Source organism: Mycobacterium montefiorense, assembly GCF_003112775.1.
Taxonomy (GTDB): domain Bacteria; phylum Actinomycetota; class Actinomycetes; order Mycobacteriales; family Mycobacteriaceae; genus Mycobacterium; species Mycobacterium montefiorense.
In genome coordinates this window covers 303,166-327,009 of sequence record NZ_BFCH01000002.1, presented here as the reverse complement: position 1 = coordinate 327,009, position 23,844 = coordinate 303,166, and the positions used below count along the sequence as shown (strand labels likewise).

Below are 23,844 nucleotides of genomic sequence, written 5' to 3'. Positions count from 1 at the left end.
GGCTCTAGCGTGACTGCAGCGTCACGGTCGGCCAGACGAAGCGGCTAGCCGAGGATTAGACCGGACGTGGGTACGCCGGTTCCCGCGGTGACGAGTACATGCTCGACATCGGGCACGGGGTTCACCGAGGTGCCCCGCAGTTGGCGCACGCCCTCCGCGATGCCGTTCATGCCGTGGATGTACGCCTCGCCGAGTTGACCGCCGTGCGTGTTGATGGGCAGCCGTCCGCCTATCTCGACCGCACCGTCGGCGATGAAGTCTTTAGCCTCGCCCTTGCCGCAGAAACCCAACTCCTCCAACTGAATCAGAGTGAACGGGGTGAAGTGGTCGTAAATCACCGCGGTCTGGATGTCGGACGGCGCCAGGCCCGACTGCTGCCATAGCTGCTGACCCACCACACCCATCTCGGGAAGGCCCAGTTCGGGGCGGTAGTAGCTGACCATCGTGTACTGGTCAGGGCTGGCGCCCTGCGAGGCGCCCTCGATGACCGCCGGCCGTTGCTTGAGATCCTTCGCTCGCTCCGCCGACGTCACCACGATCGCGACCGCGCCGTCGGTCTCCTGGCAGCAGTCCAGCAGCCGCAGCGGCTCGGCAATCCACCGCGAATTCTGGTGTTCCTCGATGGTGATCGGCTTCTCGTAGAAGTAAGCCTTCGGGTTCTTGGCGGCGTGCTTGCGGTCGGCCACCGAGATCGCGCCGAAGTCGCGGCTGGTCGCGCCGGACCAGTGCATGTACCGCTGAGCGATCATCGCGACCTGCGCGGCCGGCGTCGACAGTCCGTGCGGATAGGAGAAGGAGTTGTCGGCCGCTGTCGAATCAGCTTGCACGCCTGCACTTCCCGCTAACCGGGTCTGAACCTGTCCGAATCGCATGCCGGATCGCTCGTTGAACGCCCGGTACGCGACCACGACATCGGCCACACCGGTAGCGACCGCCATCGCCGCGTGTAACACCGTCCCGCACGCCGCACCCCCGCCATAGCCTGTCTGGGCGAAGAACTTCAGGTCACCGATGCCGACCGCACGCGCTACCGCGGTCTCGTTGTTGGTGTCCATCGTGAACGTGGTCAGCCCGTCGACGTCGGACGGACTCAGTCCCGCGTCGTCAAGAGCGTCGCGGACCGCTTCTGCGGCCAGCCGCAGCTCACTTCGACCGGAGTTCTTCGAGAAGTCGGTCGCACCGATACCGACGATCGCCGCCTTACCCGACAGCATTAAGCGTCCCCAATCGTGAGTGTGGCCGTCGCGATCACATGGTCGCCAAGGCTGTTGCGGCCCAACACTTTCACCGTGATCAATCCGTTCTCGACGGCGGTTACCTCGCCGGAGAAGGTCAGCGTGTCGTAGGCGTACCACGGCACCCCCAGGCGCAGCCCGATCGACTTGATCAGCGCCGTCGGCCCCGCCCAGTCGGTGAGGAAGCGCTGCACCAAACCGGTGTCGGTGAGGATGTTGACGAAGATGTCCTTGGAACCCTTCGCCTGCGCCAGGTCCCGGTCGTGGTGTACATCCTGAAAGTCCCGGGTGGCCAGGGCCGTCGAGATGATGAACGTCGGCGAGCCGTGGAGCTTGAGCTCGGGCAGTGTCGTGCCCACGTCAATAGCGGGTGCGCTCATGCTTGGGGCTCCCAGGCGTAGAGGGTCCACTCCGGACCGGAGTCGCCGGCCGGGAAGTCGATATAGGTTGCGCGAACGGGCATTCCGATCACCACCTCGGCGGGGTCCACCCCCCGTAGCTCGCCCAGCATACGCACGCCTTCGTCAAGCTCCACCAGAGCGATCACGAAGGGCAGCGTGCGCCCGGGCACCTTGGGCGCGTGGTGCACGACATAGCTGTACACCGTGCCCAAGCCTGCGGCCACCGCATAGTCGACCGGTTGGTCCTTGTCTTGCCACACCGCCGGCACGGGTGGGTGCTGCAAGCTGCCGTCGGGCCGCCGCTGGATGCGCAGCTCATGTGCCGCGACGCCCTCCCAGAAGAACGCGGTGTCGCGCGACAACGCAGGACGCATCATGGCGTCGGGATCCAGGTCGCCGGGCACGGCGGACGGCGCGCCGTCATCCGAGGACTCGCGCGGCTTGAATTTAAGTATGCGCCAGGCCATCTCGGCGACATCCTCGTCACCGACCCGCCAAGTGATGTGCTGGTTGATGAACCAGCCCTCACCGAGCCCGGTCTGTTTGGGGCCGACGACGTCGCGCATCTCCGAGGCGATAGTGACCTGCTCCCCGGGCTGCAGATAGCGATGGTAGGTCTGCTCGCAGTTGGTCGCGACCACTCCGATATAGCCCGCGTCGTCGAAAAGCTCCATGATCGGGCCCATCGGATCGTCGGTCGGGCGGTCGCCCCCCTGACCGAACATCGTCCACACCTGGATCATGGCCGGTGGCGCGACGATTCCGGGGTGACCGGCGCCCCTGGCGGCGGCCTCGTCCACATAGATCGGGTTGCGGTCGCCGAGGGCCTCCACCCAATTGTTGATGATCGGCTGGTTCACCGGATCCCGGGCCGCGCGCGACTTGGCAACGACAGTGGCGGTGATCTCTGCGACGCGCTCCTTGATGTCGTTCGCGTCGGTCATCGGGGCACCCTCGGCACTTTGAGGCCGGACGCAGCGATCATTTCACGCATCACTTCGTTCACGCCTCCACCGAAGGTAATCACCAGATTGCGCTTGGTCTGCGAGTCGAGCCACTCCAGCAGCTCGGCGGTATCCGACTCGGCCGGGTTGCCGTATTTGCCGACAATCTCCTCGGCGAGCCGGCCGATGTACTGAATACTCTCGGTACCAAAGACTTTCGTCGACGCGGCGTCAGCCACGTTGATGTCCTCGCCGGCCGCGGCGACTTGCCAGTTGAGCAGCTCGTTGACCCGCCACATCGAGTAGATCTCACCGAGCGCCCGCTTGACGTCCTGGTGGTCGATCGGGGTGACACCGTCACCGCCGGGCTTGGATGCCCAGGCGTGCAACCGGTCGTAGATGCCGGCGGTACGGCCGGCCGGGCCCAGCATCACACGCTCGTTGTTGAGCTGCGTGGTGATCAGCCGCCATCCGCCGTTCTCCTCGCCGACCAGCATGTCGGCCGGCACCCGCACGTCGTTGTAATAGGTGGCGTTGGTGTGGTGGGCGCCGTCGGACAAGATGATCGGCGTCCAGGAGTAACCGGGATCCTTGGTGTCGACGATCAGGATCGAAATACCCTTGTGTTTAACGGCTTCCGGGTCAGTGCGACAGGCCAGCCAGATGTAGTCGGCGTCGTGAGCGCCGGTGGTGAAAACCTTCTGACCGTTCACGATGTAGTGGTCGCCGTCACGAATCGCGGTGGTACGCAACGACGCCAGGTCGGTACCGGCTTCCGGCTCGGTGTAGCCGATTGCGAAGTGCACCTCGCCGGCCAGAATCGCCGGCAGGAACTTCTTCTTCTGCAGCTCGCTGCCGAACCGCTGCAGGGTCGGACCGACCGTCTGCAGCGTCACCGCCGGCAGCGGCACGTCGGCCCGGTGCGCCTCGTTGACGAAGATCGACTGCTCGATCGGCCCGAAGCCTAGGCCGCCGAACTCTTTTGGCCATCCCACGCCGAGCTTGCCGTCCTGGCCCATGCGGCGAATCACCGCACGATAGGCGTCGTTATGACGGTCGGACTCCATCGCTTTCGCCTCGTCGGACGAAATCAGATTCGAGAAGTATTCGCGAAGCTCCGCTTGCAGCTGACGTTGCTCGGGAGTCAGATCTATGAACATTGCGCTCCGACCAGGTCGAGACGATGAGATGACCCACCTAGCAGCCGGGCCAGGTCCTTGATCGTGGAGTAGTACCGATGCATGGGGTAAGTGATGTCCATCCCCATGCCGCCGTGCAGGTGGTGGCAGATCTGCATCACCGGCGGGGCCTGCGACGCGATCCAGTAGCCCAGCACGTCCAAGTCGTCGTCGGCGTCCCGGCCTTCAGACAGGCGCCAGACCACCGACTTCGCCGCTAAATCGATAGTGCGAGAGGCGATGTAGACCTCGGCCAGCTGCGCCGCCACGGTCTGGAAGGTCGACAGCGGCTTGCCGAACTGCTTGCGACCGGCCACGTAGTCCGCGGTCAGCCGCAGCGCTCCGGCCACCAGCCCGTCGGTGAAGGCGCCGATGGCCGCCAACGCCAGCTCATTGACGCGGCGCGCGGTGGCGCCGGCCAGCACGTCGGTGTCGGCAACCGCGACCGCGCCGAACGTCACCGTGTACTCGTCGGAAGCATTCGACGTCGGGGTGCGAACCAGCTCCACACCGTCGGCTTTGGGCGACACCACGACGACCGCGCTGTCGGCCGTCACGATGATCCAATCCGCTTGTTCGGCATAGGCGACTCCGACTTTGGTACCCGACAACCGCCCGTCTGCGAACGTGGTGGCGGGCCGGTCGGGCAGCGCCGCTCCGGGCTCGTTGAGCGCCGCGGTCAGCACCCCACCCTTGGCGACGCCGGCCAGGAAGCGGCCCTGTTGTTCGTCGGATGCCAGATCCACCAGCGGCACCACGCCGAAGCCCAGCGTGGCCAGTGCAGGCGTGATGGCGCCGTGACGACCGACCTCGGTCAGCACCGTGGCGACCTCGGGCAGACCCACACCGTCGCCGCCGAGACGTTCGGGCACCGGCAGCGCAGTCACGCCCCCGCTGACCAAAGCGTCCCAGCCCAAATCCTTTTCGAGGACCGACGTGGCCACGTCGGCGACGGCTTGTTGCGTCGCAGTGAGATCGAAGTCCATCAGGACGTCACCGAGCTCTTTCCCGAGTAGTCGACCTGCCAGTGCTTGATGCCGTTGAGCCACCCTGACCGTAGCCGCTCGGGCTCGCCCACCGACTTGATGTCCGGCATGTGGTCGGCAACCGCGTTGAAGATCAGGTTAATGGTCATGCGGGCCAGGTTCGCGCCGATGCAGTAGTGGGCGCCGGTGCCGCCAAAGCCCACATGGGGATTCGGGTCCCGCAAGATGTTGAAGCTGTGCGGGTCTTCGAAGACCTCTTCGTCGAAGTTGGCCGACCGGTAGGACATCACCGCCCGCTGCCCCTTCTTGATCAGTGCGCCGCCCAACTCGATGTCCTCGTTGGCGGTGCGCTGGAACGCCGATACCGGGGTGGCCCACCGGATGATCTCGTCGGCCGTGGTCGCCGGGCGCTCCTTTTTGAAGAGCTCCCATTGATCGGGGTTGTTCGCGAACGCGATCATGCCGTGGGTGATCGAGTTTCGCGTGGTCTCGTTACCGGCCACCGCCAGCATGACGACGAAGAAGCCGAACTCGTCATCGGAGAGCTTCTCGCCGTCGATGTCGGCCTGGATGAGCGTGGTGACGATGTCGTCGGTGGGGTTCTCATTGCGTTCGGCCGCCATCGCCATCGCGTACATGATCAGTTCCATCGACGACTGCGCGGGATCGACGGTGGCGTATTCGGGGTCGGTGCCACCGGTCATCTCGTTGGACCAGCGGAAGAGCTTGTCCCGATCTTCCTGCGGCACACCGAGCAGGCCCGCGATGGCTTGCAGCGGCAGCTCACACGAGACCTGTTCGACGAAGTCGCCGCTGCCCTCGATCGCCGCGGTCTTGGCGATGTTTTCGGCGCGCTGAGCCAGTTCGGCTTCCAGCCGCCCGATGGCCCGTGGCGTGAACCCGCGGGAGATGATCTTGCGCAGCCGGGTGTGATGCGGTGCGTCCATGTTGAGCATGACGCTGCGCTGCAGTTCGACCTGCTCACGCTTCATCTCCGGCGGCCAGGTCGGAATGGCGCCGTTTAGCCAGCTCGAGAAGACATCGCTGCGACGCGACACCTCCTTGACGTCGGCATGCTTGGTGACGAGCCAGTATCCGTTGTCCTCGAAGCCGCCCGAAAGACCTGGGATGTCGACCCAGTGGACCGGCTCTGCTTTGCGTAGCTCGGCGAGCTCCGCGACGGGCAGCCCGGCGAGGTTGACGTCGGGGTCAAGGAAGTCGAAGTCGGAAGGAATGTTGGGGGGTGCCATGTGTATGCGCTCCTCAATTGCAACGTGTTCTAGTTCCAGTAAAACACGCCTCCTGCGCAGATAAAAGGCAGGTCATCATCCTCGCTTGTCAGAGTAATGAAACGTGTTCTAGCCTGACGGAATGGGTAACCCTGTCATCGTCGAAGCAACCCGCAGCCCCATCGGCAAACGGAACGGATGGCTGTCCGGTCTGCACGCCACCGAGTTACTGGGGGCCACGCAGCAGGCTCTTGTGGAGAAGGCCGGCATCGATGCCGGCGACGTCGAGCAGATCGTCGGAGGCTGCGTCACGCAGTTCGGCGAGCAGTCCAACAACATCACGCGGGTCAGTTGGCTCGTCGCCGGCCTGCCGGAGCACGTCGGCGCGATGACCGTCGACTGTCAGTGCGGCAGCGGCCAGCAGGCCAACGGTCTGGTCGCGGGTCTGATCGCGGCCGGTGCCATCGACGTCGGCATTGCGTGCGGCATCGAGGCGATGAGCCGTGTCGGGCTCGGCGCCAACGCCGGCCCCGACCGCGGGATCCTGCGGCCCGCGTCGTGGGACATCGACCTGCCCGACCAGTTCACCGCCGCCGAGCGCATCGCCAAACGGCGCGGCATCACCCGTGAAGACATCGACCAGTTCGGCTTCGACTCGCAACGCAAGGCCGCCCAGGCGTGGGCCGAGGGCCGGTTCGACCGAGAGATCAGTGGCATCGAGGCGCCCGTACTCGATGAGCTGAAGCAGCCGACGAGCGAACGTCACATCGTCACGCGCGACCAGGGCATGCGCGACACCACGCTGGAAGGCCTGGCATCGCTGAAGCCGGTGATCGAGGGCGGGATCCACACGGCGGGTACGTCGTCGCAGATCTCCGACGGCGCGGCGGCGGTCCTATGGATGGATGAGGACAAGGCCAAGGCACTGGGACTGAAGCCGCGGGCGCGCATCATCAGCCAGGCGCTGGTCGGCGCCGAGCCGTACTACCACCTCGACGGCCCGGTGCAATCGACTGCCAAGGTGCTGGAAAAGGCCGGCATGAAGATGGGCGACATCGATATCACCGAGATCAACGAGGCTTTTGCGTCGGTCGTGCTGTCCTGGGCGCGCGTACACAACCCCGACATGGACAAGGTCAACGTCAACGGTGGTGCGATCGCGTTGGGCCACCCCGTGGGCAGCACCGGCAGCCGGTTGATCACCACCGCGTTGCACGAGCTGGAGCGCACGGATCAGACCACCGCGCTGATCACGATGTGCGCGGGCGGCGCGCTGTCCACCGGCACCATCATCGAGCGCATCTAATCGGCTCGGTGCTGGTCCCCCAGAAGAGCCGCATCGCCGCGGCGCAAGCGTACATCGACGCGCTTGTCAGCCACGTCGGCGATGCGGTTCCGTTCGCGCCCGGATGCACCCGCGTCGAGCAGGGTTTCAAGAACGGATTCTCCGGAAACCACTTGCGGCGCAGCCTCAATCGCGGACCGCAGTACCGGCTTCTCGCCGAGACGACGCCGCCGGACTTCACCATCGCCGGCGACGAGGTGCGCGCCGAATACGACGTGCTGACCAAAGCGGCGTTCGGCGGCCGGCGGGTGGGCGCGCGGGTTGACGAGACGTTCGTGATTCCCGCCGAGAGTCCAAGCGGGCAAGCAGAAATCCACCACATCAAGGTCCGGTTTCACCCCTTCATAAAGCGCTAAGGCCAGGACGCCATGGAAAAACCAAAATCTCTCAATTCACCCGTCGTCGGCTTCTTCATCAAGTGGATGTCGAAGGGCAACACCTGGATCTACAAGCGCAGCAACGGAAAGCTCGGCGGCGTGTTCCAGAAGAACCCGGTCGCCCTGCTGACCACGACCGGCCGCAAGACCGGTGAACCGCGGGTGAGCCCGCTGCTATACCTGCGCGACGGCAACCGCGTCGTTCTGGTCGCCTCCCAGGGCGGGCGCGACAAGCACCCGCTGTGGTACCTCAACCTCAAGGCCAATCCCAAAGTGACAGTGCAGATCAAGGACGAGGTGCTGGCATTGCAGGCGCGAGACGCCACGGCCGAGGAGAAAAGCGAGTACTGGCCGAAGCTGGTCGCGAACTATCCGAACTTCGACGACTACCAGTCCTGGACCGACCGGGTGATCCCGGTCGTCATCTGCGATCCGGCTTAGGCGCCGTAGACCGGGACCGGCGGCCGGGACTTGGCCAGCAGGTCGGAGACGACCGGCCCGAGCTCGGCCGGATCCCACCGGTCGCCCTTGTCGATCTGCGGTCCATGCGCCCAGCCCTCGGCGACGCGGATCTTGCCGCCCTCGACTTCGAAGACCTTACCGGTGACTTCACGGGCTTCGACACTGCCCAGCCAAACAACAATCGGTGAAACGTTTTCCGGTGCCATCGCGTCGAAAGCCTGGTCTTGTGTTGACATCATCTCGGCGAAGACGGTCTCGGTCATGCGGGTCCGGGCGGACGGCGCGATCGCGTTGACCGTGACGCCGTAACGGCCCATCTCGGCGGCGGCCACCAGCGTCATCGCGGCGATACCGGCCTTAGCGGCGCTGTAGTTGCCCTGTCCGACGCTGCCCTGCAGGCCCGCGCCCGAGCTGGTGTTAATGATCCGCGCGTCAACGGTTTTGCCTTCTTTGGACAGCCCGCGCCAATACGATGCGGCGTGGCGCATCGTGGCGAAGTGTCCCTTGAGATGCACGGCGATAACGGCGTCGAACTCTTCCTCGCTGGTGTTGGCCATCATCCGGTCGCGCACGATGCCGGCGTTGTTCACCAGGACGTCCAGTCTACCGAACGTGTCGACGGCGGTCGCAACCAGCGCAGCCGCTTGGTCCCAGTCCGCGATGTTGGACCCGTTTGCGACGGCTTCGCCACCGGCAGCGGTGATCTCGTCGACCACGGTCTGCGCGGCACTGCCGCCGCTCGCGGGTGACCCGTCCAGACCCACACCGATGTCGTTGACGACGACGCGCGCACCTTCGGCCGCGAAGGCCAGCGCATGCGCGCGTCCGATACCGCCGCCCGCTCCGGTGACGATCACCACACGGCCGTCGACTATTCCCATTAGCTGCCCATTCTCCTCGGATCCTCTACTTGATCGCGTTGGCGTTCGTGGTGGCCAGATAGTGCGGCGGCTCGCCACCACCGTGCACCTCTAACGAGGCGCCGCTGATGTAGGACGCCGCTTCTGACGCCAAAAAGGCTGTGGCCCAACCGACGTCCTCGGGCTTGGCCATCCGGCCCAGTGGCACATTCTTGGAGATCGCGGCGATCGACTCGGCGTCGCCGTAGAAAAGGTCGGCCTGTTCGGTTTCGACCATGCCGACCACGCAGGCGTTGACCCGGACCTTGGGTCCCCATTCCACCGCGAGCGTCTGGGTGAGACTCTCCAGGCCGGCTTTGGCAGCCCCGTAGGCGCCGGTGCCGGGGGACGGCCGCCGGCCGCTCAGGCTGCAGATGTTGACGATCGACCCGCCGCTTGACTGAGCTTGCATCTTCTCGTTGGCATACTGCGAAACCAGTAGCGCACCAATGAGATTGAGCTCGATGATCTTGCGGTTGAACTTGGGGCTGGACTCCGCGGTCAGCACATACGGTGATCCGCCCGCATTATTGATAACGACGTCGAGCCGTCCATGCCGCTCGACGATCGTGTCGATCAACGCCTTGACCGCGTCCTCGTCGCGAATGTCGCACGCATGGAACTCATACGGCAAACCATCGACGGCACGGCGAGCACAGGTGATTACGGTCGCGCCCTGCTCGGCGAAAACCGCACTGATTCCGGCGCCTACCCCACGAACACCGCCAGTGACTAGAACCACCCGCCCGGCCAATCCCAAATTGATGTCTCCACCAGAAAGGGGGCCTGCTTCGGCGCGAGTCACTGTGCTAGCGTACCAAGCAAGTGCTTGCTTAGGTAGTCGGCCTCAATTTCACGAGGAAGTGCCAATTGACCATTACATCCACCAGCACAGAACCGGGCATAGTCGCGGTGACTGTTGACTACCCGCCCGTCAACGCCATCCCGTCGCAAGGCTGGTTCGATCTCGCCGACGCGATCACGTCCGCCGGGGCCGACCCGCAGACCCACGCTGTGATCCTGCGCGCCGAAGGCCGCGGATTCAACGCCGGCGTCGACATCAAGGAGATGCAACGCACCGAGGGATTCACCGCGCTCATCGACGCCAACCGCGGCTGCTTCGCGGCGTTCCGCGCCGTGTACGAATGTGCCGTTCCGGTGATCGCGGCGGTGAACGGCTTCTGCGTCGGCGGCGGCATCGGCCTAGTTGGCAACGCCGACGTCATCGTGGCCTCCGACGACGCTACCTTCGGGTTGCCCGAGGTGGAACGCGGCGCACTGGGCGCGGCCACACACCTGTCGCGGCTGGTTCCGCAACACATGATGCGGCGGCTGTTCTTCACCGCGGCCACCGTGGACGCTGCAACGCTGCATCACTTCGGCTCGGTGCACGAGGTGGTCCCCCGCGACGACCTCGACGAGTCCGCCCTGCGAGTCGCCCGCGACATCGCCGCCAAGGACACCCGGGTAATCCGTGCGGCCAAGGAGGCGCTGAACTTGATCGACGTGCAACGAGTCAACGCGAGTTATCGCATGGAACAAGGGTTTACCTTCGAGCTCAACCTCGCCGGGGTGTCCGACGAGCACCGCGACGCTTTCGCCGGTACGACGAAGGGTGAGAAGTCTTGAGCGACAAGCGAACCACTCTCGACGACGCTGTTGCCGGTCTGCGTAGCGGTATGACCATCGGCATCGGCGGTTGGGGGTCACGACGCAAGCCAATGGCGTTCGTGCGCGCGATGCTGCGCACCGACATCAAGGACCTCACCGTCGTCACCTACGGTGGACCCGACCTCGGGCTGCTCTGCGCGGCAGGCAAAGTCAAGCGCGTCTACTACGGCTTCGTCTCGCTGGACTCGCCACCCTTCTACGATCCGTGGTTCGCCAAGGCGCGCAGCGCCGGAGCGATCGAAGCCCGGGAGATGGACGAGGGCATGCTGCGCTGCGGTTTGCAGGCCGCCGCCCAACGGCTGCCGTTCCTGCCGATCCGCGCCGGCCTGGGCAGTTCGGTGCTGGACTTCTGGGAGGGTGAGCTGGCGACCGTGACCAGCCCGTACGCGGCACCCGGCGGCGGGCACGAGACGCTGATCGCGATGCCGGCATTACCCCTGGACGCGGCGTTCGTGCACCTCAATGTCGGTGACAGTAAAGGCAATGCGGCCTACACCGGCATCGACCCCTACTTCGACGACCTGTTCTTGATGGCCGCCGAGAAACGCTATCTGTCGGTGGAACGAGTGGTGTCCACTCAGGAGCTGATCAAGGCGGTGCCGCCACAGGCGCTGCTGGTGAACCGGATGATGGTCGACGGCGTGGTTGAAGCACCGAACGGTGCCCACTTCACCACTTCCGCACCGGATTACGGCCGCGACGAGAAATTCCAGCGGCACTACGCCGAGGCCGCCTCGACCGAAGACGGCTGGCAGCAGTTCGTCGCGACCTACTTGTCCGGCGGCGAGGACGAATACCAGGCCGCCGTGCGCACGTTCGCAGAGGAGGCATCGAAGTGAGCACCCGAGCCGAAGTATGTGCGGTCGCCTGCGCCGAGTTGTTCAGGGACGCCGGCGAAATCATGGTCAGCCCGATGACGAATATGGCCTCGGTCGGCGCGCGGCTGGCCCGGCTGACGTTCTCCCCCGACATCCTGCTGACCGACGGCGAAGCCCAGCTGCTGGCCGACACGCCGGCGCTCGGCGCCTCGGGTGCCCTCGAGGGGTGGATGCCGTTTAGCCGGGTCTTCGAGACACTGGCCTGGGGCCGTCGCCACGTCGTGATGGGCGCCAATCAGGTTGACCGCTTTGGCAATCAGAATATCTCGGCGTTCGGTCCGCTGCAGCAACCCAAGCGGCAGATGTTCGGCGTCCGCGGTGCGCCCGGCAACGCCATCAACCACGCGACCAGCTATTGGGTCGGAAACCACTCCAAGCGGGTGTTCTGCGAGAACGTCGACATCGTCTGCGGAATCGGCTGGGACCATGTCGACACCGACAATCCGGCGTTCCGCTTCGCCAACACGTATCGGGTGGTGTCGAACCTCGGCGTGTTCGACTTCGGCGGGCCCGAGCGCACCATGCGGGCGGTGTCCCTACATCCCGGCGTTTCGTCCGACGAGGTCCGGCAGAACACGTCGTTTGAGATCCACGGCCTGGACGGCGCCCAGGAGACCCGGCTGCCCACCGACGACGAACTAAGCCTGATCCGCGAGACGATCGACCCGAAGGCTTTGCGCGACCGCGAGATACGCTCATGAAGCTGCGCACGCCGCTGACCGAGCTGGTCGGCGTCGAGCACCCGGTGGTGCAAACCGGGATGGGCTGGGTAGCCGGAGCGCGGTTGGTGTCAGCCACGGCCAACGCCGGCGGTCTCGGCATACTGGCGTCGGCCACGATGACTCTGGACGAGTTGGCGACGGCGATCGGCAAGGTCAAGGCCGCTACCGACAAGCCTTTCGGTGTCAACATGCGTGCGGACGCCGCCGACGCCGGCGACCGCGTCGAGCTGATGATTCGCGAGGGCGTCAAGGTGGCATCGTTTGCGCTTGCGCCCAAGCAAGAGCTGATCGCCAGGCTTAAAGATGCTGGAGTGGTGGTCATTCCGTCGATCGGCGCGGCCAAGCACGCGCGCAAGGTCGCGAGCTGGGGCGCAGACGCGATGATCGTGCAGGGCGGTGAGGGCGGTGGCCACACCGGACCCGTCGCCACCACGCTGCTGCTGCCGTCGGTGCTGGACGCTGTGAAGGAGACCGGGATCCCTGTCATCGCGGCGGGCGGTTTCTTCGACGGCCGCGGACTGGCGGCGGCGTTGTCCTACGGCGCGGCCGGCGTCGCGATGGGCACACGATTTCTGCTCACATCGGATTCAACTGTGCCCGAGGCTGTTAAGCGCCGCTACCTGGAGTCGGCGCTGGACGGCACCGTGGTCACCACGCGAGTCGACGGCATGCCGCACCGGGTGCTGCGCACCGGACTGGTCGAGAAGCTGGAAGGCGGTTCGCCGGTACGGGGCCTGACCGCCGCGGTGCGCAATGCCGGGAAGTTCAAGCACATGTCGCAGATGACCTGGCGATCGATGATCACCGACGGCCTGGCGATGCGCCACGGCAAAGAGATGACCTGGTCGCAGGTTGTGATGGCGGCCAACACGCCAATGCTGTTGAAAGCCGGGCTCGTTGACGGCAACACCGAGGCCGGGGTGCTGGCCTCCGGACAGGTCGCCGGCATTCTCGAAGACCTGCCGTCATGCGCCGAGCTAATCGAGTCGATCGTGCGTGAGGCGATCGCGCAGCTACGGTCGGCATCGGCGCTGATCGAGGACTAGTCCCGCGCGCCCACGACGCCCGCCCGGCTATCCCTGCTGGTCCGGTCGTCTCGCGTTCGATTCCTGGTCCTCGACCAGGAATCGAGCGACGGCGAGCAGCCTGGTGTTGGTCCGTTGGGACACCCGCGTGAGCAAAGCGAACGCCTGCAGCCCGGTCAAGCCGTCGCGGTGCATGAGGATGCCCTTCGCCTGGCCAATCACGTCTCGACCGGCAAGTGCGGTTTGGAACTGTGCCTCGGCCGCCGAGCCGATCATGGCGACTGCGGCATGCTGCGCCACGATGCCACCGATGGCCAGCGCATCGTCATCGAACGCATCATCGTGGTCGGCATAGAGGTTCAGCGAGCCCAGGGTCTGGCGTTCCACGAACAGGCGGAATGACAGCACGCTGTGCACACCACGCTCACGCGCCGCCCGCGCATACTTCGGCCAACGCTCATCGGCCGCGGTGTTGTCGATGCGCACGGTTTCATGGTCCCGCAACGCGCTCAGACATGGACCCTCGTCTAGGCGTCTCTGTAACTCGTCGAGCTCAGCGACGAGTGGGTCACTCGGCTCCCGGGGAGTGACCTGGCGCCCTTCGATCAGCGAGATTCCGGCCCATCGCGTCCCCGGGACGATGTGCACCGTCGCTTCGACGATGGTTTGCAGAAGCGCCGCGTTGTCGCGCTGCGCGTGCATGTCGGTGGCCAGCTCCCCGAGAGCACGGGCGAGCGGTTGCCCATCTCGTTCGGCGCCCTGCCCAAGTTGGTCAGACATCATCGTGCGAGGGATCAGCGATGGGCTTCTTGATTGCCCTGGGCGATACGCGGTTAACAGCCAACTCCAAGATCCAGACGTCAAAGTGCGGCGTACGGCCGCGTGCCGAGCTATAGCCGCTCGATGATTGTGACGTTGGCCGTGCCGCCACCCTCACACATCGTCTGCAAGCCGTAGCGGCCGCCGATGCGCTCGAGCTCGTTGAGCATGGTGGTGAACAACTTGGCCCCGGTGGCCCCCAAGGGGTGCCCCAGCGCGATCGCGCCGCCGTTGGGATTGACCTTCTCCGGGTCGGCCTTTACTTCCTTGAGCCACGCCATCACAACCGGCGCGAAGGCCTCGTTGATCTCGACGGTGTCGATGTCGCCGATGGACAGCCCGGTCTTCTCCAGCGCGTAGCGGGTGGCGGGGATGGGGCCGGTCAGCATGAACACCGGGTCGGCGGCGCGGGCACTGATGTGATGGATGCGGGCGCGAGGCGTCAGCTTGTGGTCCCTCACTGCCTGCTCGGAGGCCAGCAGCACCGCACTCGAACCGTCGGAGATCTGGCTGGCCATCGCCGCCGTCAGCCGGCCGCCCTCGACCAGGGACTTCAGGCCGGCCATCTTCTCCAACGACGACTCGCGCGGGCCCTCGTCAACCCGGAAGGGGCCGGACTCTGTCTCCACGGTGATGATTTCGTTGTCGAAATGGCCACCGCGGATCGCCGCGAACGCGCGCTCGTGGCTGGTTAGCGCGTACTGCTCCATCTCTTCACGCGACAGGTTCCACTTCTCGGCGATCATCTCCGCGCCGCGGAATTGCGAGATCTCCTGATCGCCGTAGCGGTGCAGCCACTGCTTGGACTCGTTGGTCGGCGAGGTGAACCCGAACTGCTCGCCGACCGTCATCGCCGACGAGATCGGGATCCAGCTCATGTTCTGCACGCCGCCGGCCACGATCAGATCGGCCGTGCCCGCCATGATTGCCTGCGCGCCAAAGGAAACCGCCTGCTGGCTGGAACCGCACTGCCGGTCCACCGTGACACCGGGCACCTCTTCGGGATAGCCGGCGGCCAGCCACGAGAGCCGGGCGATGTTGCCCGCCTGTCCGCCGATCGCGTCGACGCAGCCGGCGATCACGTCCTCAACGGCGGCGGGGTCGACGTCGACCCGGTCGAGCAGGCCGCGCCACGCGTGGGCACCCAAGTCGACGGGATGTATCCCCGCCAATGCGCCGTTGCGCTTGCCGACCGCGGTACGCACAGCGTCGATGACGTACGCCTCTGCCATCTTCAGACTCCTTCGTTGGTGATCCCGCCAAGCACGATGGCGAGATATTGCTGGCCCACCTGCGCTGCGGTGAGCGGTCCGCCGGGTTGATACCAGCGCACCGACACCCAGGTGGTGTCACGGATGAATCGATAGACGAGGTCGACGTCGAGGTCGGCCCGGAAGTAGCCCTCATCGACACCCTGATGCAGCAACTCGACCCACATCTTGCGTTGTTGCCGATTCATGTCCTCGATGTAGGCAAACCGCGGCTGCGAGAGCAGCCTCTGGGCCTCGTCCTGGTAAATGACGACCTGCGCGTGCCGGTCCTCGATTGCCTCGAACGAGGCCATGAACAGCCCCTTGAGCCGCTCCAGCGGATTGGCCTCGCCGTCCACGATTTCGCGATAGCGGGTGAACAGCCAGTCCAGGAAGCTGCGCAACAACTCGTCGACCATCTCTTCTTTCGAGGAGAAATGGTGGTACAGGCTGCCGGACAAGATCCCGGCGCCGTCGGCTATATCGCGCACGGTGGTGGCGCGCAGACCACGCTCGGCGAACATGCTCGCAGCGAGCTCCAAGAGCTCGTCTCGCCGGCTGTTCGCCTGACCGGTCACTCGGTCCACCCGGTCAGGATATCAACCAAGCGCTTGCTTGGCCAGCTGGGATCACGGGTGTTGGCTGGAAACCGAGATGACCTCGCCGGTGAGGTAGCTCGAGTAGTCGCTCGCCAGGAACGCGATGGTGGAAGCTATTTCCCACGGCTCGGCAGCCCGCCCGAACGCCTCACCGGCGGAGAGCCGGTCGAGCAGGTCGGACGACGTCGTCTTGTCCAAGAATTTATGCCGCGCGATACTCGGCGACACGGCGTTGATCCGGACGTCATATTCGGCGGCTTCTATTGCGCTGCAACGGGTTAGCGCCATCACGCCGGCCTTGGCGGCCGCATAGTGCGCCTGCGAGTGTTGCGCCCGCCAGCCCAGAACGCTGGCGTTGTTGACGATCACTCCGCCATGCGGCGCGTCGCGGAAGTACCGCAACGCCGCACGGGTGGCACGGAACACCGACGTCAGTGTCACGTCGAGGACGCGATCCCACTCGTCGTCGGTCATATCGGCCACCGGCGTCTGCCCACCCAGCCCGGCGTTGTTGACCAGCACGTCGATCCGCCCCATCCGCGCGGTGGCCGAGTCGATCAGGGCGTCGACCGCGGCGGTCGACGTCACGTCGCACACCACGTGCTCGACACGGCCCTGACCCAGCGCGGACAGCTCTTTAGCGGCCTCCTCCAGTCGCCGCTCGTGGTGGTCGGAGATCAACACGTCGGCGCCTTCGGCCAGGGCCCTGCGTGCTGTCGCCGATCCGATCCCGGTGCCCGCGGCCGCGGTCACAACGACCACCTTGCCAGTCAAGAGGCCGTGTCCGGCAATCTCTTTCGGCGCTTCGGCCAAACTCATCCCTTAACCTCCCGGGGTAAGCCGAGTACCCGCTCGGCGATGATGTTGCGCTGGATCTCGTTGGATCCGCCGTAGATGGTGTCGGCGCGGGTGAACAGGAACAGCCGCTGCCACTCGTCGAATTCGCCGTCCGACAAGGTCAGGCCGGGCTTGCCGATGACGTCCATCGCCAGCTCGCCCAGATCACGATGCCAGTTGGCCCACAACAACTTCGACACGTTGTCTTGGCCGGGCTGCTCGACGTCCATTGTGGCCAGCGCATAACTGCGCATGGCCCGCAGTCCGGTCCAGGCCCGGGTCAGCCGTTCCCGAATAAACGGATCGTCGGCGGCGCCGTTGCGCTGCGCGAGCTCAGCCAGATTGGAAAGTTCGCGCGCGTAGACGATTTGCTGCCCTAGTGTCGACACACCGCGTTCGAAGGTCAGCGTTCCCATCGCGACCCGCCAGCCGTCGCCCGGCTCGCCGACCACCAGGCCGGCCTCGGTTCGGGCGTCGTCGAAGAAGACCTCGTTGAACTCCGCAGTGCCGGTGATCTGGACGATCGGCCGCACTTGGACGCCCGGCTGGTCCAGCGGCACCAGCAGGTACGACAGTCCGGCGTGCCGCTTGGAGCCCTTCTCGGTGCGTGCGACCACAAAGCACCATTGCGATAGGTGAGCCAACGATGTCCAGACTTTCTGGCCGTTGATCACCCACTCGTCGCCGTCGAGTTCGGCGGTGGTCGCCACATTGGCCAGGTCGCTGCCGGCGCCCGGCTCCGAATAGCCCTGGCACCACAGCTCGGTGACGTCGAGGATGCGCGGCAGGAATCGCTGCTGCTGCTCGGGTGTTCCGAAGGCGATCAGTGTTGGGCCGAGCAGCTCCTCGCCGAAGTGGTTGACCTTGTCCGGCGCGTCAGCCTTGGCGTACTCCTCGTAGAAGGCCACCCGATGCGCGGTCGAAAGCCCACGCCCGCCGTGCTCGACCGGCCATCCCAGACAGGTCAACCCCGCCGCGGCGAGATGCTGATTCCATGCCCGGCGTTCTTCGAATGCCTCGTGCTCGCGCCCGGGCCCGCCAAGACCTTTGAGCGATGCGAATTCGCCGACCAGATTGTCGGCGAGCCAACCGCGGACCTCCGCCCGGAACTCCTCGACATCCTGCATGCCCTGTAGGCTAACCTACCAAGCACTTGCTTTGTTAGGAGCAGTCTCGATGACCGGCGATGCCCGCACCATTCCCGCGGCGCTGGATCGTTTTGCCGACCAGTTCCCGGACCAGGCCGCGCTGATCACCGACGACCGGTCGTTCACCGCGACCGAACTGCGCGACGAAGTACACCGTGCGGCGGCGGCCCTGATCGCGCTCGGTGTCGAGCATGGCGATCGGGTCGCCGTGTGGTCGCCGAATACCTGGCACTGGGTAATCGCCTGTCTGGCGATTCACCATGCCGGCGCCGCGATGGTGCCGCTGAACACCCGCTACACCGCGGCGGAGGCCAGCGACATCCTGGCGCGTACCGCCGCTCCGGTGCTGTTCGGGATGGGCCAGTTCCTCGGCAACGATCGCCTTGCCGACCTGGACCGTGCCGCACTGCCCGCGCTGCGCCACATCGTCCGGATTCCGATCGACGCCCCAGAGACCGGTGCCGGAACGTGGGACGAGTTCATCGCCGGCGGCATCGACACCAACGCGGTGATCGCTCGTGCCTCCGCCGTCGTCCCCGACGACCTGAGCGACATCCTGTTCACGTCCGGAACCACCGGCCGCAGCAAAGGGGTGCTGTGCGCGCACCGGCAGTCGCTGTCGGCCTCGGCATCGTGGGCCGCCAACGGCAAGATCACCAGCGACGACCGCTATTTGTGCATCAACCCGTTCTTCCACAACTTCGGCTACAAGGCAGGCATCCTGGCCTGCCTGCAAACCGGTGCGACGCTGATCCCGCACCTCACCTTCGATCCGCTGCGCGCACTGCAGGCGATCGAGCGGCACCGCATCACCGTATTGCCCGGGCCGCCAACGATTTACCAGACCCTTCTCGATCATCCGGCACGCCGCGACTACGACCTGAGTTCGCTGCGGTTCGCGGTGACCGGCGCGGCCACCGTTCCGGTTGTGTTGGTGGAGCGCATGCAATCCGAGCTCGACATCGACATTGTGCTGACCGCCTACGGCCTGACCGAAGCCAACGGCATGGGCACCAGTTGCCGCGCCGATGACGACGCCGCGACCGTCGCCACCACATGCGGTCGTCCATTCGCCGGCTTCGAATTGCGCATCGACTCAGCCACTCCCGGCGAATCCGGCGAGGTGCTGCTGCGCGGGCCGAATGTGATGCTGGGCTATCTCGACGACCAGGAGGCCACCACCGCGGCCATCGACGCCGAAGGCTGGCTGCACACCGGCGACATCGGCGTCCTCGACAAGAACGGCAACCTGCGCATCACCGACCGGCTCAAGGACATGTATATCTGCGGTGGATTCAACGTCTACCCCGCCGAGGTCGAGCAGGTGCTGGCGCGGATGCAAGGAGTGGCCGACGCCGCGGTGATCGGCGTTCCCGACGAGCGTCTCGGCGAGGTGGGCCGCGCGTTCGTGGTAGCCCGTCCGGACGCGAACCTCGACGAACAGTCGGTAATCGCTTATACCCGACAACATCTGGCGAACTTCAAGGCACCGCGCTCGGTGCGGTTCGTCGACGCATTGCCGCGCAATTCCGGCGGCAAGGTGGTCAAACCACAACTGCGAGAGTTGGCTTGAATTGGATCTGGCACTAGACGAAGAGACGCTGGCGTTTGCGGCCGAAGTACGGGACTTCCTCTCGGCCAACGCCGAGTCGATCCCGACCGAGTCGTATGACAACGCGAAAGGCTTTGCTCAGCACCGCCATTGGGACAAGGTGCTGTTCGACGCGGGCCTGTCGGTGATCAACTGGCCGAAGAAGTATGGGGGCCGCGATGCACCCCTGCTGCATTGGGTGGTCTTCGAGGAGGAGTACTTCCGCGCCGGAGCACCGGGCCGAGGCAGCGCCAACGGCACCTCGATGCTGGCACCGACGCTGTTCGCACACGGCACCGACGAGCAGATGGACCGGATCTTGCCGAAAATGGCTAGCGGCGAACAGACATGGGCACAGGCCTGGTCGGAGCCGGAGTCCGGTAGCGACCTGGCGTCGTTGCGATCCACCGCGACCCAGACCGAGGGCGGCTGGTTGCTGAATGGCCAGAAGATCTGGAGCTCGCGGGCGCCGTTCGCCGATATGGGCTTCGGGCTGTTCCGGTCAGACCCCTCCGCGGAGCGGCACAACGGGCTGACGTACTTCATGTTCGACCTGTTGGCAAAGGGTGTGACCGTACGGCCCATCGTGCAGCTGGGCGGGGACACCGGCTTCGGTGAGATCTTCCTCGACGACGTCTTCGTGGCCGATGAGGACGTAATCGGCACCCCGAACGACGGCTGGCGCGCAGCCATGAGCACGTCGAGCAACGAACGCGGAATGTCACTGCGCAGCCCGGCCCGGTTCCTGGCTGCCGCGCAGCGGCTGGTGCAGCTGTGGAAGGACAGCGGCTCACCCACCGAATTGGCCGACCGGGTCGCCGACGCCTGGATCAAGGCGCAGGCCTACCGGCTGCAGACGTTCGGCACGGTGACCCGGCTGGCGGCCGGCGGCGAGCTGGGCGCCGAATCGTCGGTGACGAAGGTGTTCTGGTCCGACCTTGACGTGGCGATCCATCAGACTGCCCTGGACATTCGGGGCGCCGACGGCGAGCTTGCCGGGCCGTGGACCGATGGCTTGCTGTTTGCGCTGGGCGGCCTGATCTATGCCGGTACCAACGAAATTCAGCGCAACATCATCTCCGAGCGGCTGTTGGGCCTGCCGCGCGAAAAGTCCGGAGGCAAGAAGTGAAATTTGCGCTCGACGAACAGCAGCGCGACTTCGCGGCCAGCATCGACGCGGCCCTGGCCGCGGCGGACCTACCGGGTGCACTGCGCGCTTGGTCGGACGGCGACGTCGCGCCCGGCCGCAAGGTGTGGGAGCAGTTGGCCAACCTCGGCGTAACCGCGCTGGGCGTACCGGAGAAATTCGACGGCCTCGACGCCCACCCGGTGGACCTGGCGGTCGCGCTGGAACGGCTCGGACGCTGGTGCGTACCCGGACCGGTTGCCGAATCCATTGCCGTGGCACCGGTTTTGCTCGCCGACGACGAACGCAGCGCCGAGTTGTCGTCCGGTGAACTGATCGCGACGGTAGCGCTGCCACCGCACAACCCGCGCGCAGTTGACGCCGAAGCCGCCGGACTGGTGCTGCTGGCCGGCGACGAAGGCGTCAGCGAGGCGACCGCTGGTGAAGCCCACCGATCCGTCGATCCCAGCCGGCGCCTCTACGACGTGACGGCAAGCGGAGAGTCGTGGCAGGCAGATATTAAGCGCGCGTACGAGTTCGGGGCCTTGGCAACCGCCGCGCAGCTGGTCGGTGCCGCCGAAGCGCTGCTGAACGACACCGTCGAATACGCCAAGCAGCGCAGCCAGTTCGGCCGGGTGATCGGTTCGTATCAGGCGATCAAGCACAAGCTGGCCGACGTGCACATCGCGATCGAACTGGCTCGCCCGCTGGTGTACGGCGCCGCGTTGGCGCTGGCCGATGGCACCAGCGCCGCCGCTCGCGAGGTGAGCGCGGCCAAAGCCGCGGCGTCCGACGCCGGTCTGCTAGCCGCTCGCTCTGCGTTGCAAACGCATGGCGCAATCGGCTTTACCCAGGAACACGACCTGTCACTATGGCTGCTGCGAGTGCAAGCTTTGCGATCGGCTTGGGGTACACCGGAGGCGCACCGACGCCGAGTGTTGGAGGCATTGTGAGTCGCGCCGGCGACGATGCAGCGCGCAGCAATGTGGAGGGGCGTCATGAGTGAAGAACGGGAGCTGCTGGCCGAGACTGTCGCCGCGCTGGTCACCAAACACGCCAACCCCTCGGCGGTGCGCGCGGCGATCGAATCCGAGCGGGGTTACGACGAGTCATTGTGGCAGTTGCTCTGCGAGCAGGTCGGCGCCGCGGCGCTGGTGATACCGGAGGAACTGGGCGGGGCCGGTGGTGAATTAGCCGATGCCGCAACGGTTCTGCAAGAACTTGGCCGTGCATTGGTGCCCTCCCCGCTGCTGGGCACCACCTTGGCGGAGCTGGCGCTGCTGGCTGCACCCGAGCCGGACGGCGAAACACTGGAATCGCTGGCCGAGGGCAGCTCGATCGGGGCGTTGGTTCTCGACGCCGACTACGTGGTCAACGGCGACATCGCCGATGTGGTTGTCGCCGTCGACGATGGCCAGCTGAGCAGGTGGACCCGATTCAGCGCGCAGCCGGTTACCACCATGGACCCGACCCGCCGGCTGGCCCGGGTCGCGCCCGAGGACACCGTCACGCTGGGCCCTGACCCGGGCCTGGCCGACATCGCGGCGATCCTGCTGGCGGCCGAGCAGATTGGGGCCGCCGAACGCTGTCTGGAGCTGACCGTCGAATACGCCAAGAGCCGAGTGCAGTTCGGCAGGCCGATCGGCAGCTTCCAGGCACTCAAGCACCGGATGGCCGATCTGTATGTCGCGATCGCGGCGGCCAAGGCCATAGTGACCGACGCCTGCAACGACCCCACCCCCACCAACGCCGCAACAGCCCGGCTGGTCGCCAGCGAGGCGCTGTGTACTGTGACCGGCGAAGGCATCCAGCTGCACGGCGGCATCGCGATTACCTGGGAGCACGACATGCACTTCTATTTCAAACGCGCACATGGCAGCGCACAACTGCTCGACTCGACGCGAGAGGTGTTGCGCCAACTGGAATCCGAGGTGCTTAAGACGCCGTGAACGGCTCCGTCGCGCTGCGTGCCGGCATCCCGCCATTCCATGTGATGGATGTCTGGCTGGCTGCCGCGGAGCGTCAGCGCAGCCACGGCGACCTGGTCAACCTGTCAGCAGGTCAACCCAGCGTGGGCGCTCCCGGGCCGGTGCGGGCGGCCGCGGCGGCGGCCCTGCACGGCAATCAGCTGGGTTACACGGTGACCTTGGGCATTCCGGAGCTGCGCGCCGCGATCGCGGCGGATTACCAACGCCTGCACGGTATCTCCGTCGAGTCCGACGCGGTGGTGATCACCACGGGTTCCTCGGGAGGGTTCCTGCTGGCGTTTCTGGCGTGCTTTGACGTTGGCGATCGGGTGGCGCTGGCCAGTCCCGGCTACCCGTGTTACCGGAATATCCTATCCGCGTTGGGATGTGAGGTGGTGGAGATCCCGTGCGGTGCAGCGACTCGGTTCCAGCCCACCGCACGGATGCTCGCCGAGCTCGACCCACCGGTGCGCGGCGTCATCGTCGCCAGCCCGGCCAACCCGACCGGAACCGTCATACCGCCCGAGGAGCTCGCGGCGATCGCGTCCTGGTGTGACGCCGCCGGCGTACGGCTGATCAGCGACGAGGTCTACCACGGACTGGTCTACGAAGGAGCCCCACAGACCAGCTGCGCCTGGCGTACGTCGCGAAATCCCGTGGTGGTCAACAGCTTTTCCAAGTACTACGCGATGACCGGCTGGCGGCTGGGCTGGCTGCTGGTGCCGGCCGAGTTGCGCCGCGCCGTGGACCGCCTGACCGGCAACTTCACCATCTGCCCACCCGTGCTGTCGCAGATCGCCGCGGTGGCGGCGTTCACCCCGGAGTCAACCGCCGAGGCCGAGGGAAACTTGAACCACTACACGCTCAACCGCTCGCTGCTGCTCGATGGGCTGCGCGAAATCGGCATCGACCGGCTGGCACCTACCGACGGGGCGTTCTACGTCTACGCCGACGTCTCGGAGCACACCGACGACTCACTGTCCTTCTGCTCAAAGTTGTTGGCTAACACCGGAGTTGCGATCGCTCCAGGAATCGACTTCGACATCGGGCAGGGCAACAGGTTCGTCCGACTGTCGTTCGCCGGACCCACGAGTGACATCGAAGAAGCCATCCGCCGAATCGGGCCGTTCCTGTCGGCATAATGGCTCGCCGAGA

General features: G+C 65.7%; 25 protein-coding genes. 12 read left to right on the top strand and 13 right to left on the bottom strand.

Annotation, left to right across the window (positions count from 1 at the left end):
- Positions 1–44: 44 nt before the first annotated feature.
- Genes DB708_RS02600 through DB708_RS02575 form a run of 6 tightly spaced genes read right to left on the bottom strand, consistent with a single transcriptional unit; the run spans position 45 to position 5,994 of the window.
- Positions 45–1,214, bottom strand: a complete 1,170-nt coding sequence (locus tag DB708_RS02600) for a lipid-transfer protein (RefSeq protein ID WP_108920362.1) — start codon at positions 1,212–1,214, stop codon at positions 45–47.
- Positions 1,214–1,615 carry a MaoC family dehydratase gene (locus DB708_RS02595; RefSeq protein ID WP_108920361.1) on the bottom strand — a complete coding sequence of 134 codons (402 nt, stop codon included), beginning with the start codon at positions 1,613–1,615 and terminating at the stop codon, positions 1,214–1,216. The genes DB708_RS02600 and DB708_RS02595 overlap by 1 nt, the downstream gene beginning before the upstream one ends.
- Positions 1,612–2,580, bottom strand: coding sequence for a bifunctional MaoC family dehydratase N-terminal/OB-fold nucleic acid binding domain-containing protein (locus tag DB708_RS02590; RefSeq protein WP_108920360.1), 969 nt, complete (start codon positions 2,578–2,580; stop codon positions 1,612–1,614). Before DB708_RS02590 ends, DB708_RS02595 begins: the two co-directional genes overlap by 4 nt.
- The gene (gene fadE29, locus DB708_RS02585) at positions 2,577–3,740 is read right to left on the bottom strand and encodes an acyl-CoA dehydrogenase FadE29 (protein ID WP_108920359.1); all 1,164 of its coding nucleotides are present in this window, start codon (positions 3,738–3,740) and stop codon (positions 2,577–2,579) included. The genes DB708_RS02590 and fadE29 overlap by 4 nt, the downstream gene beginning before the upstream one ends.
- The gene (locus tag DB708_RS02580) at positions 3,731–4,744 is read right to left on the bottom strand and encodes an acyl-CoA dehydrogenase family protein (RefSeq protein WP_108920358.1); all 1,014 of its coding nucleotides are present in this window, start codon (positions 4,742–4,744) and stop codon (positions 3,731–3,733) included. Before DB708_RS02580 ends, fadE29 begins: the two co-directional genes overlap by 10 nt.
- Positions 4,744–5,994, bottom strand: a complete 1,251-nt coding sequence (locus DB708_RS02575) for a cytochrome P450 (RefSeq protein WP_108920357.1) — start codon at positions 5,992–5,994, stop codon at positions 4,744–4,746. Before DB708_RS02575 ends, DB708_RS02580 begins: the two co-directional genes overlap by 1 nt.
- A gap of 121 nt (positions 5,995–6,115) precedes the next feature.
- Between DB708_RS02575 and DB708_RS02570 the strand changes: the two genes are divergently transcribed.
- Genes DB708_RS02570 through DB708_RS02560 form a run of 3 tightly spaced genes read left to right on the top strand, consistent with a single transcriptional unit; the run spans position 6,116 to position 8,136 of the window.
- On the top strand, positions 6,116–7,279 hold the full coding sequence (locus DB708_RS02570; protein WP_108920356.1) for a steroid 3-ketoacyl-CoA thiolase: 1,164 nt from the start codon (positions 6,116–6,118) through the stop codon (positions 7,277–7,279).
- 8 nt (positions 7,280–7,287) lie between these two features.
- Positions 7,288–7,674, top strand: coding sequence for a hypothetical protein (locus tag DB708_RS02565; RefSeq protein WP_108920355.1), 387 nt, complete (start codon positions 7,288–7,290; stop codon positions 7,672–7,674).
- A 12-nt stretch (positions 7,675–7,686) separates the two neighbouring features.
- A complete protein-coding gene (locus DB708_RS02560; RefSeq protein WP_108920354.1) occupies positions 7,687–8,136 on the top strand; it encodes a nitroreductase family deazaflavin-dependent oxidoreductase in 450 nt (149 codons plus the stop codon).
- On the opposite strand, the gene DB708_RS02555 is transcribed toward DB708_RS02560, so the two are convergent.
- Both DB708_RS02555 and DB708_RS02550 read right to left on the bottom strand, forming a co-directional pair.
- Entirely contained in the window at positions 8,133–9,038 is a 906-nt protein-coding gene (locus DB708_RS02555; RefSeq protein ID WP_108920353.1) for an SDR family oxidoreductase, read from the bottom strand. The two genes, DB708_RS02560 and DB708_RS02555, sit on opposite strands and share 4 nt — an antisense overlap.
- A gap of 25 nt (positions 9,039–9,063) precedes the next feature.
- On the bottom strand, positions 9,064–9,861 hold the full coding sequence (locus tag DB708_RS02550; protein ID WP_409347546.1) for an SDR family oxidoreductase: 798 nt from the start codon (positions 9,859–9,861) through the stop codon (positions 9,064–9,066).
- Positions 9,862–9,926: 65 nt separating this feature from the next.
- On the opposite strand from DB708_RS02550, the gene echA20 reads away from it, so the two are divergent.
- The 4 genes from echA20 to ipdC are packed head-to-tail and all read left to right on the top strand — an operon-like array spanning position 9,927 to position 13,373.
- Positions 9,927–10,685 carry a (7aS)-7a-methyl-1,5-dioxo-2,3,5,6,7,7a-hexahydro-1H-indene-carboxyl-CoA hydrolase gene (echA20, locus tag DB708_RS02545; protein WP_108920352.1) on the top strand — a complete coding sequence of 253 codons (759 nt, stop codon included), beginning with the start codon at positions 9,927–9,929 and terminating at the stop codon, positions 10,683–10,685.
- Positions 10,682–11,566 carry a cholesterol ring-cleaving hydrolase subunit IpdA gene (gene ipdA, locus DB708_RS02540; protein ID WP_108920351.1) on the top strand — a complete coding sequence of 295 codons (885 nt, stop codon included), beginning with the start codon at positions 10,682–10,684 and terminating at the stop codon, positions 11,564–11,566. Before echA20 ends, ipdA begins: the two co-directional genes overlap by 4 nt.
- Positions 11,563–12,306 carry a cholesterol ring-cleaving hydrolase subunit IpdB gene (gene ipdB, locus DB708_RS02535; protein ID WP_108920350.1) on the top strand — a complete coding sequence of 248 codons (744 nt, stop codon included), beginning with the start codon at positions 11,563–11,565 and terminating at the stop codon, positions 12,304–12,306. Before ipdA ends, ipdB begins: the two co-directional genes overlap by 4 nt.
- Complete coding sequence (gene ipdC, locus DB708_RS02530) at positions 12,303–13,373, top strand: (3aS,4S,5R,7aS)-5-hydroxy-7a-methyl-1-oxo-octahydro-1H-indene-4-carboxyl-CoA dehydrogenase (protein WP_108920349.1); 1,071 nt, start codon at positions 12,303–12,305, stop codon at positions 13,371–13,373. Before ipdB ends, ipdC begins: the two co-directional genes overlap by 4 nt.
- A 27-nt stretch (positions 13,374–13,400) precedes the next feature.
- Here ipdC and DB708_RS02525 read toward each other — a convergent pair whose 3' ends face one another.
- The 5 genes from DB708_RS02525 to ipdE1 form a co-directional block, all read right to left on the bottom strand.
- Complete coding sequence (locus DB708_RS02525; RefSeq protein ID WP_235616590.1) at positions 13,401–14,135, bottom strand: GAF and ANTAR domain-containing protein; 735 nt, start codon at positions 14,133–14,135, stop codon at positions 13,401–13,403.
- Positions 14,136–14,242: 107 nt separating this feature from the next.
- Positions 14,243–15,403 (bottom strand): steroid 3-ketoacyl-CoA thiolase FadA6, encoded by a 1,161-nt coding sequence (gene fadA6 / locus DB708_RS02520; RefSeq protein ID WP_108920348.1) that lies wholly within the window; start codon positions 15,401–15,403, stop codon positions 14,243–14,245.
- 2 nt (positions 15,404–15,405) lie between these two features.
- Complete coding sequence (gene kstR2 / locus DB708_RS02515) at positions 15,406–16,008, bottom strand: TetR family transcriptional regulator KstR2 (protein WP_108920347.1); 603 nt, start codon at positions 16,006–16,008, stop codon at positions 15,406–15,408.
- 42 nt (positions 16,009–16,050) lie between these two features.
- Positions 16,051–16,839 carry a (5R,7aS)-5-hydroxy-7a-methyl-1-oxo-2,3,5,6,7,7a-hexahydro-1H-indene-carboxyl-CoA reductase gene (gene ipdF / locus DB708_RS02510; protein WP_108920346.1) on the bottom strand — a complete coding sequence of 263 codons (789 nt, stop codon included), beginning with the start codon at positions 16,837–16,839 and terminating at the stop codon, positions 16,051–16,053.
- A complete protein-coding gene (gene ipdE1 / locus DB708_RS02505) occupies positions 16,836–17,984 on the bottom strand; it encodes an acyl-CoA dehydrogenase IpdE1 (protein WP_108920345.1) in 1,149 nt (382 codons plus the stop codon). Before ipdE1 ends, ipdF begins: the two co-directional genes overlap by 4 nt.
- Positions 17,985–18,033: 49 nt before the next feature.
- On the opposite strand from ipdE1, the gene fadD3 reads away from it, so the two are divergent.
- From fadD3 to DB708_RS02480, 5 genes are read left to right on the top strand one after another with little or no spacing between them, the layout of a single operon-like run.
- Positions 18,034–19,578 (top strand): 3-((3aS,4S,7aS)-7a-methyl-1,5-dioxo-octahydro-1H-inden-4-yl)propanoate--CoA ligase FadD3, encoded by a 1,545-nt coding sequence (gene fadD3 / locus DB708_RS02500; protein WP_108920344.1) that lies wholly within the window; start codon positions 18,034–18,036, stop codon positions 19,576–19,578.
- Position 19,579: 1 nt separating this feature from the next.
- The gene (locus DB708_RS02495) at positions 19,580–20,725 is read left to right on the top strand and encodes an acyl-CoA dehydrogenase family protein (protein WP_108920343.1); all 1,146 of its coding nucleotides are present in this window, start codon (positions 19,580–19,582) and stop codon (positions 20,723–20,725) included.
- A complete protein-coding gene (locus DB708_RS02490) occupies positions 20,722–21,675 on the top strand; it encodes an acyl-CoA dehydrogenase family protein (protein ID WP_108920342.1) in 954 nt (317 codons plus the stop codon). Before DB708_RS02495 ends, DB708_RS02490 begins: the two co-directional genes overlap by 4 nt.
- Positions 21,676–21,720: 45 nt before the next feature.
- A complete protein-coding gene (gene ipdE2 / locus DB708_RS02485) occupies positions 21,721–22,671 on the top strand; it encodes an acyl-CoA dehydrogenase IpdE2 (RefSeq protein ID WP_108920341.1) in 951 nt (316 codons plus the stop codon).
- The gene (locus DB708_RS02480; RefSeq protein ID WP_108920340.1) at positions 22,668–23,831 is read left to right on the top strand and encodes a pyridoxal phosphate-dependent aminotransferase; all 1,164 of its coding nucleotides are present in this window, start codon (positions 22,668–22,670) and stop codon (positions 23,829–23,831) included. Before ipdE2 ends, DB708_RS02480 begins: the two co-directional genes overlap by 4 nt.
- Positions 23,832–23,844: the final 13 nt, after the last annotated feature.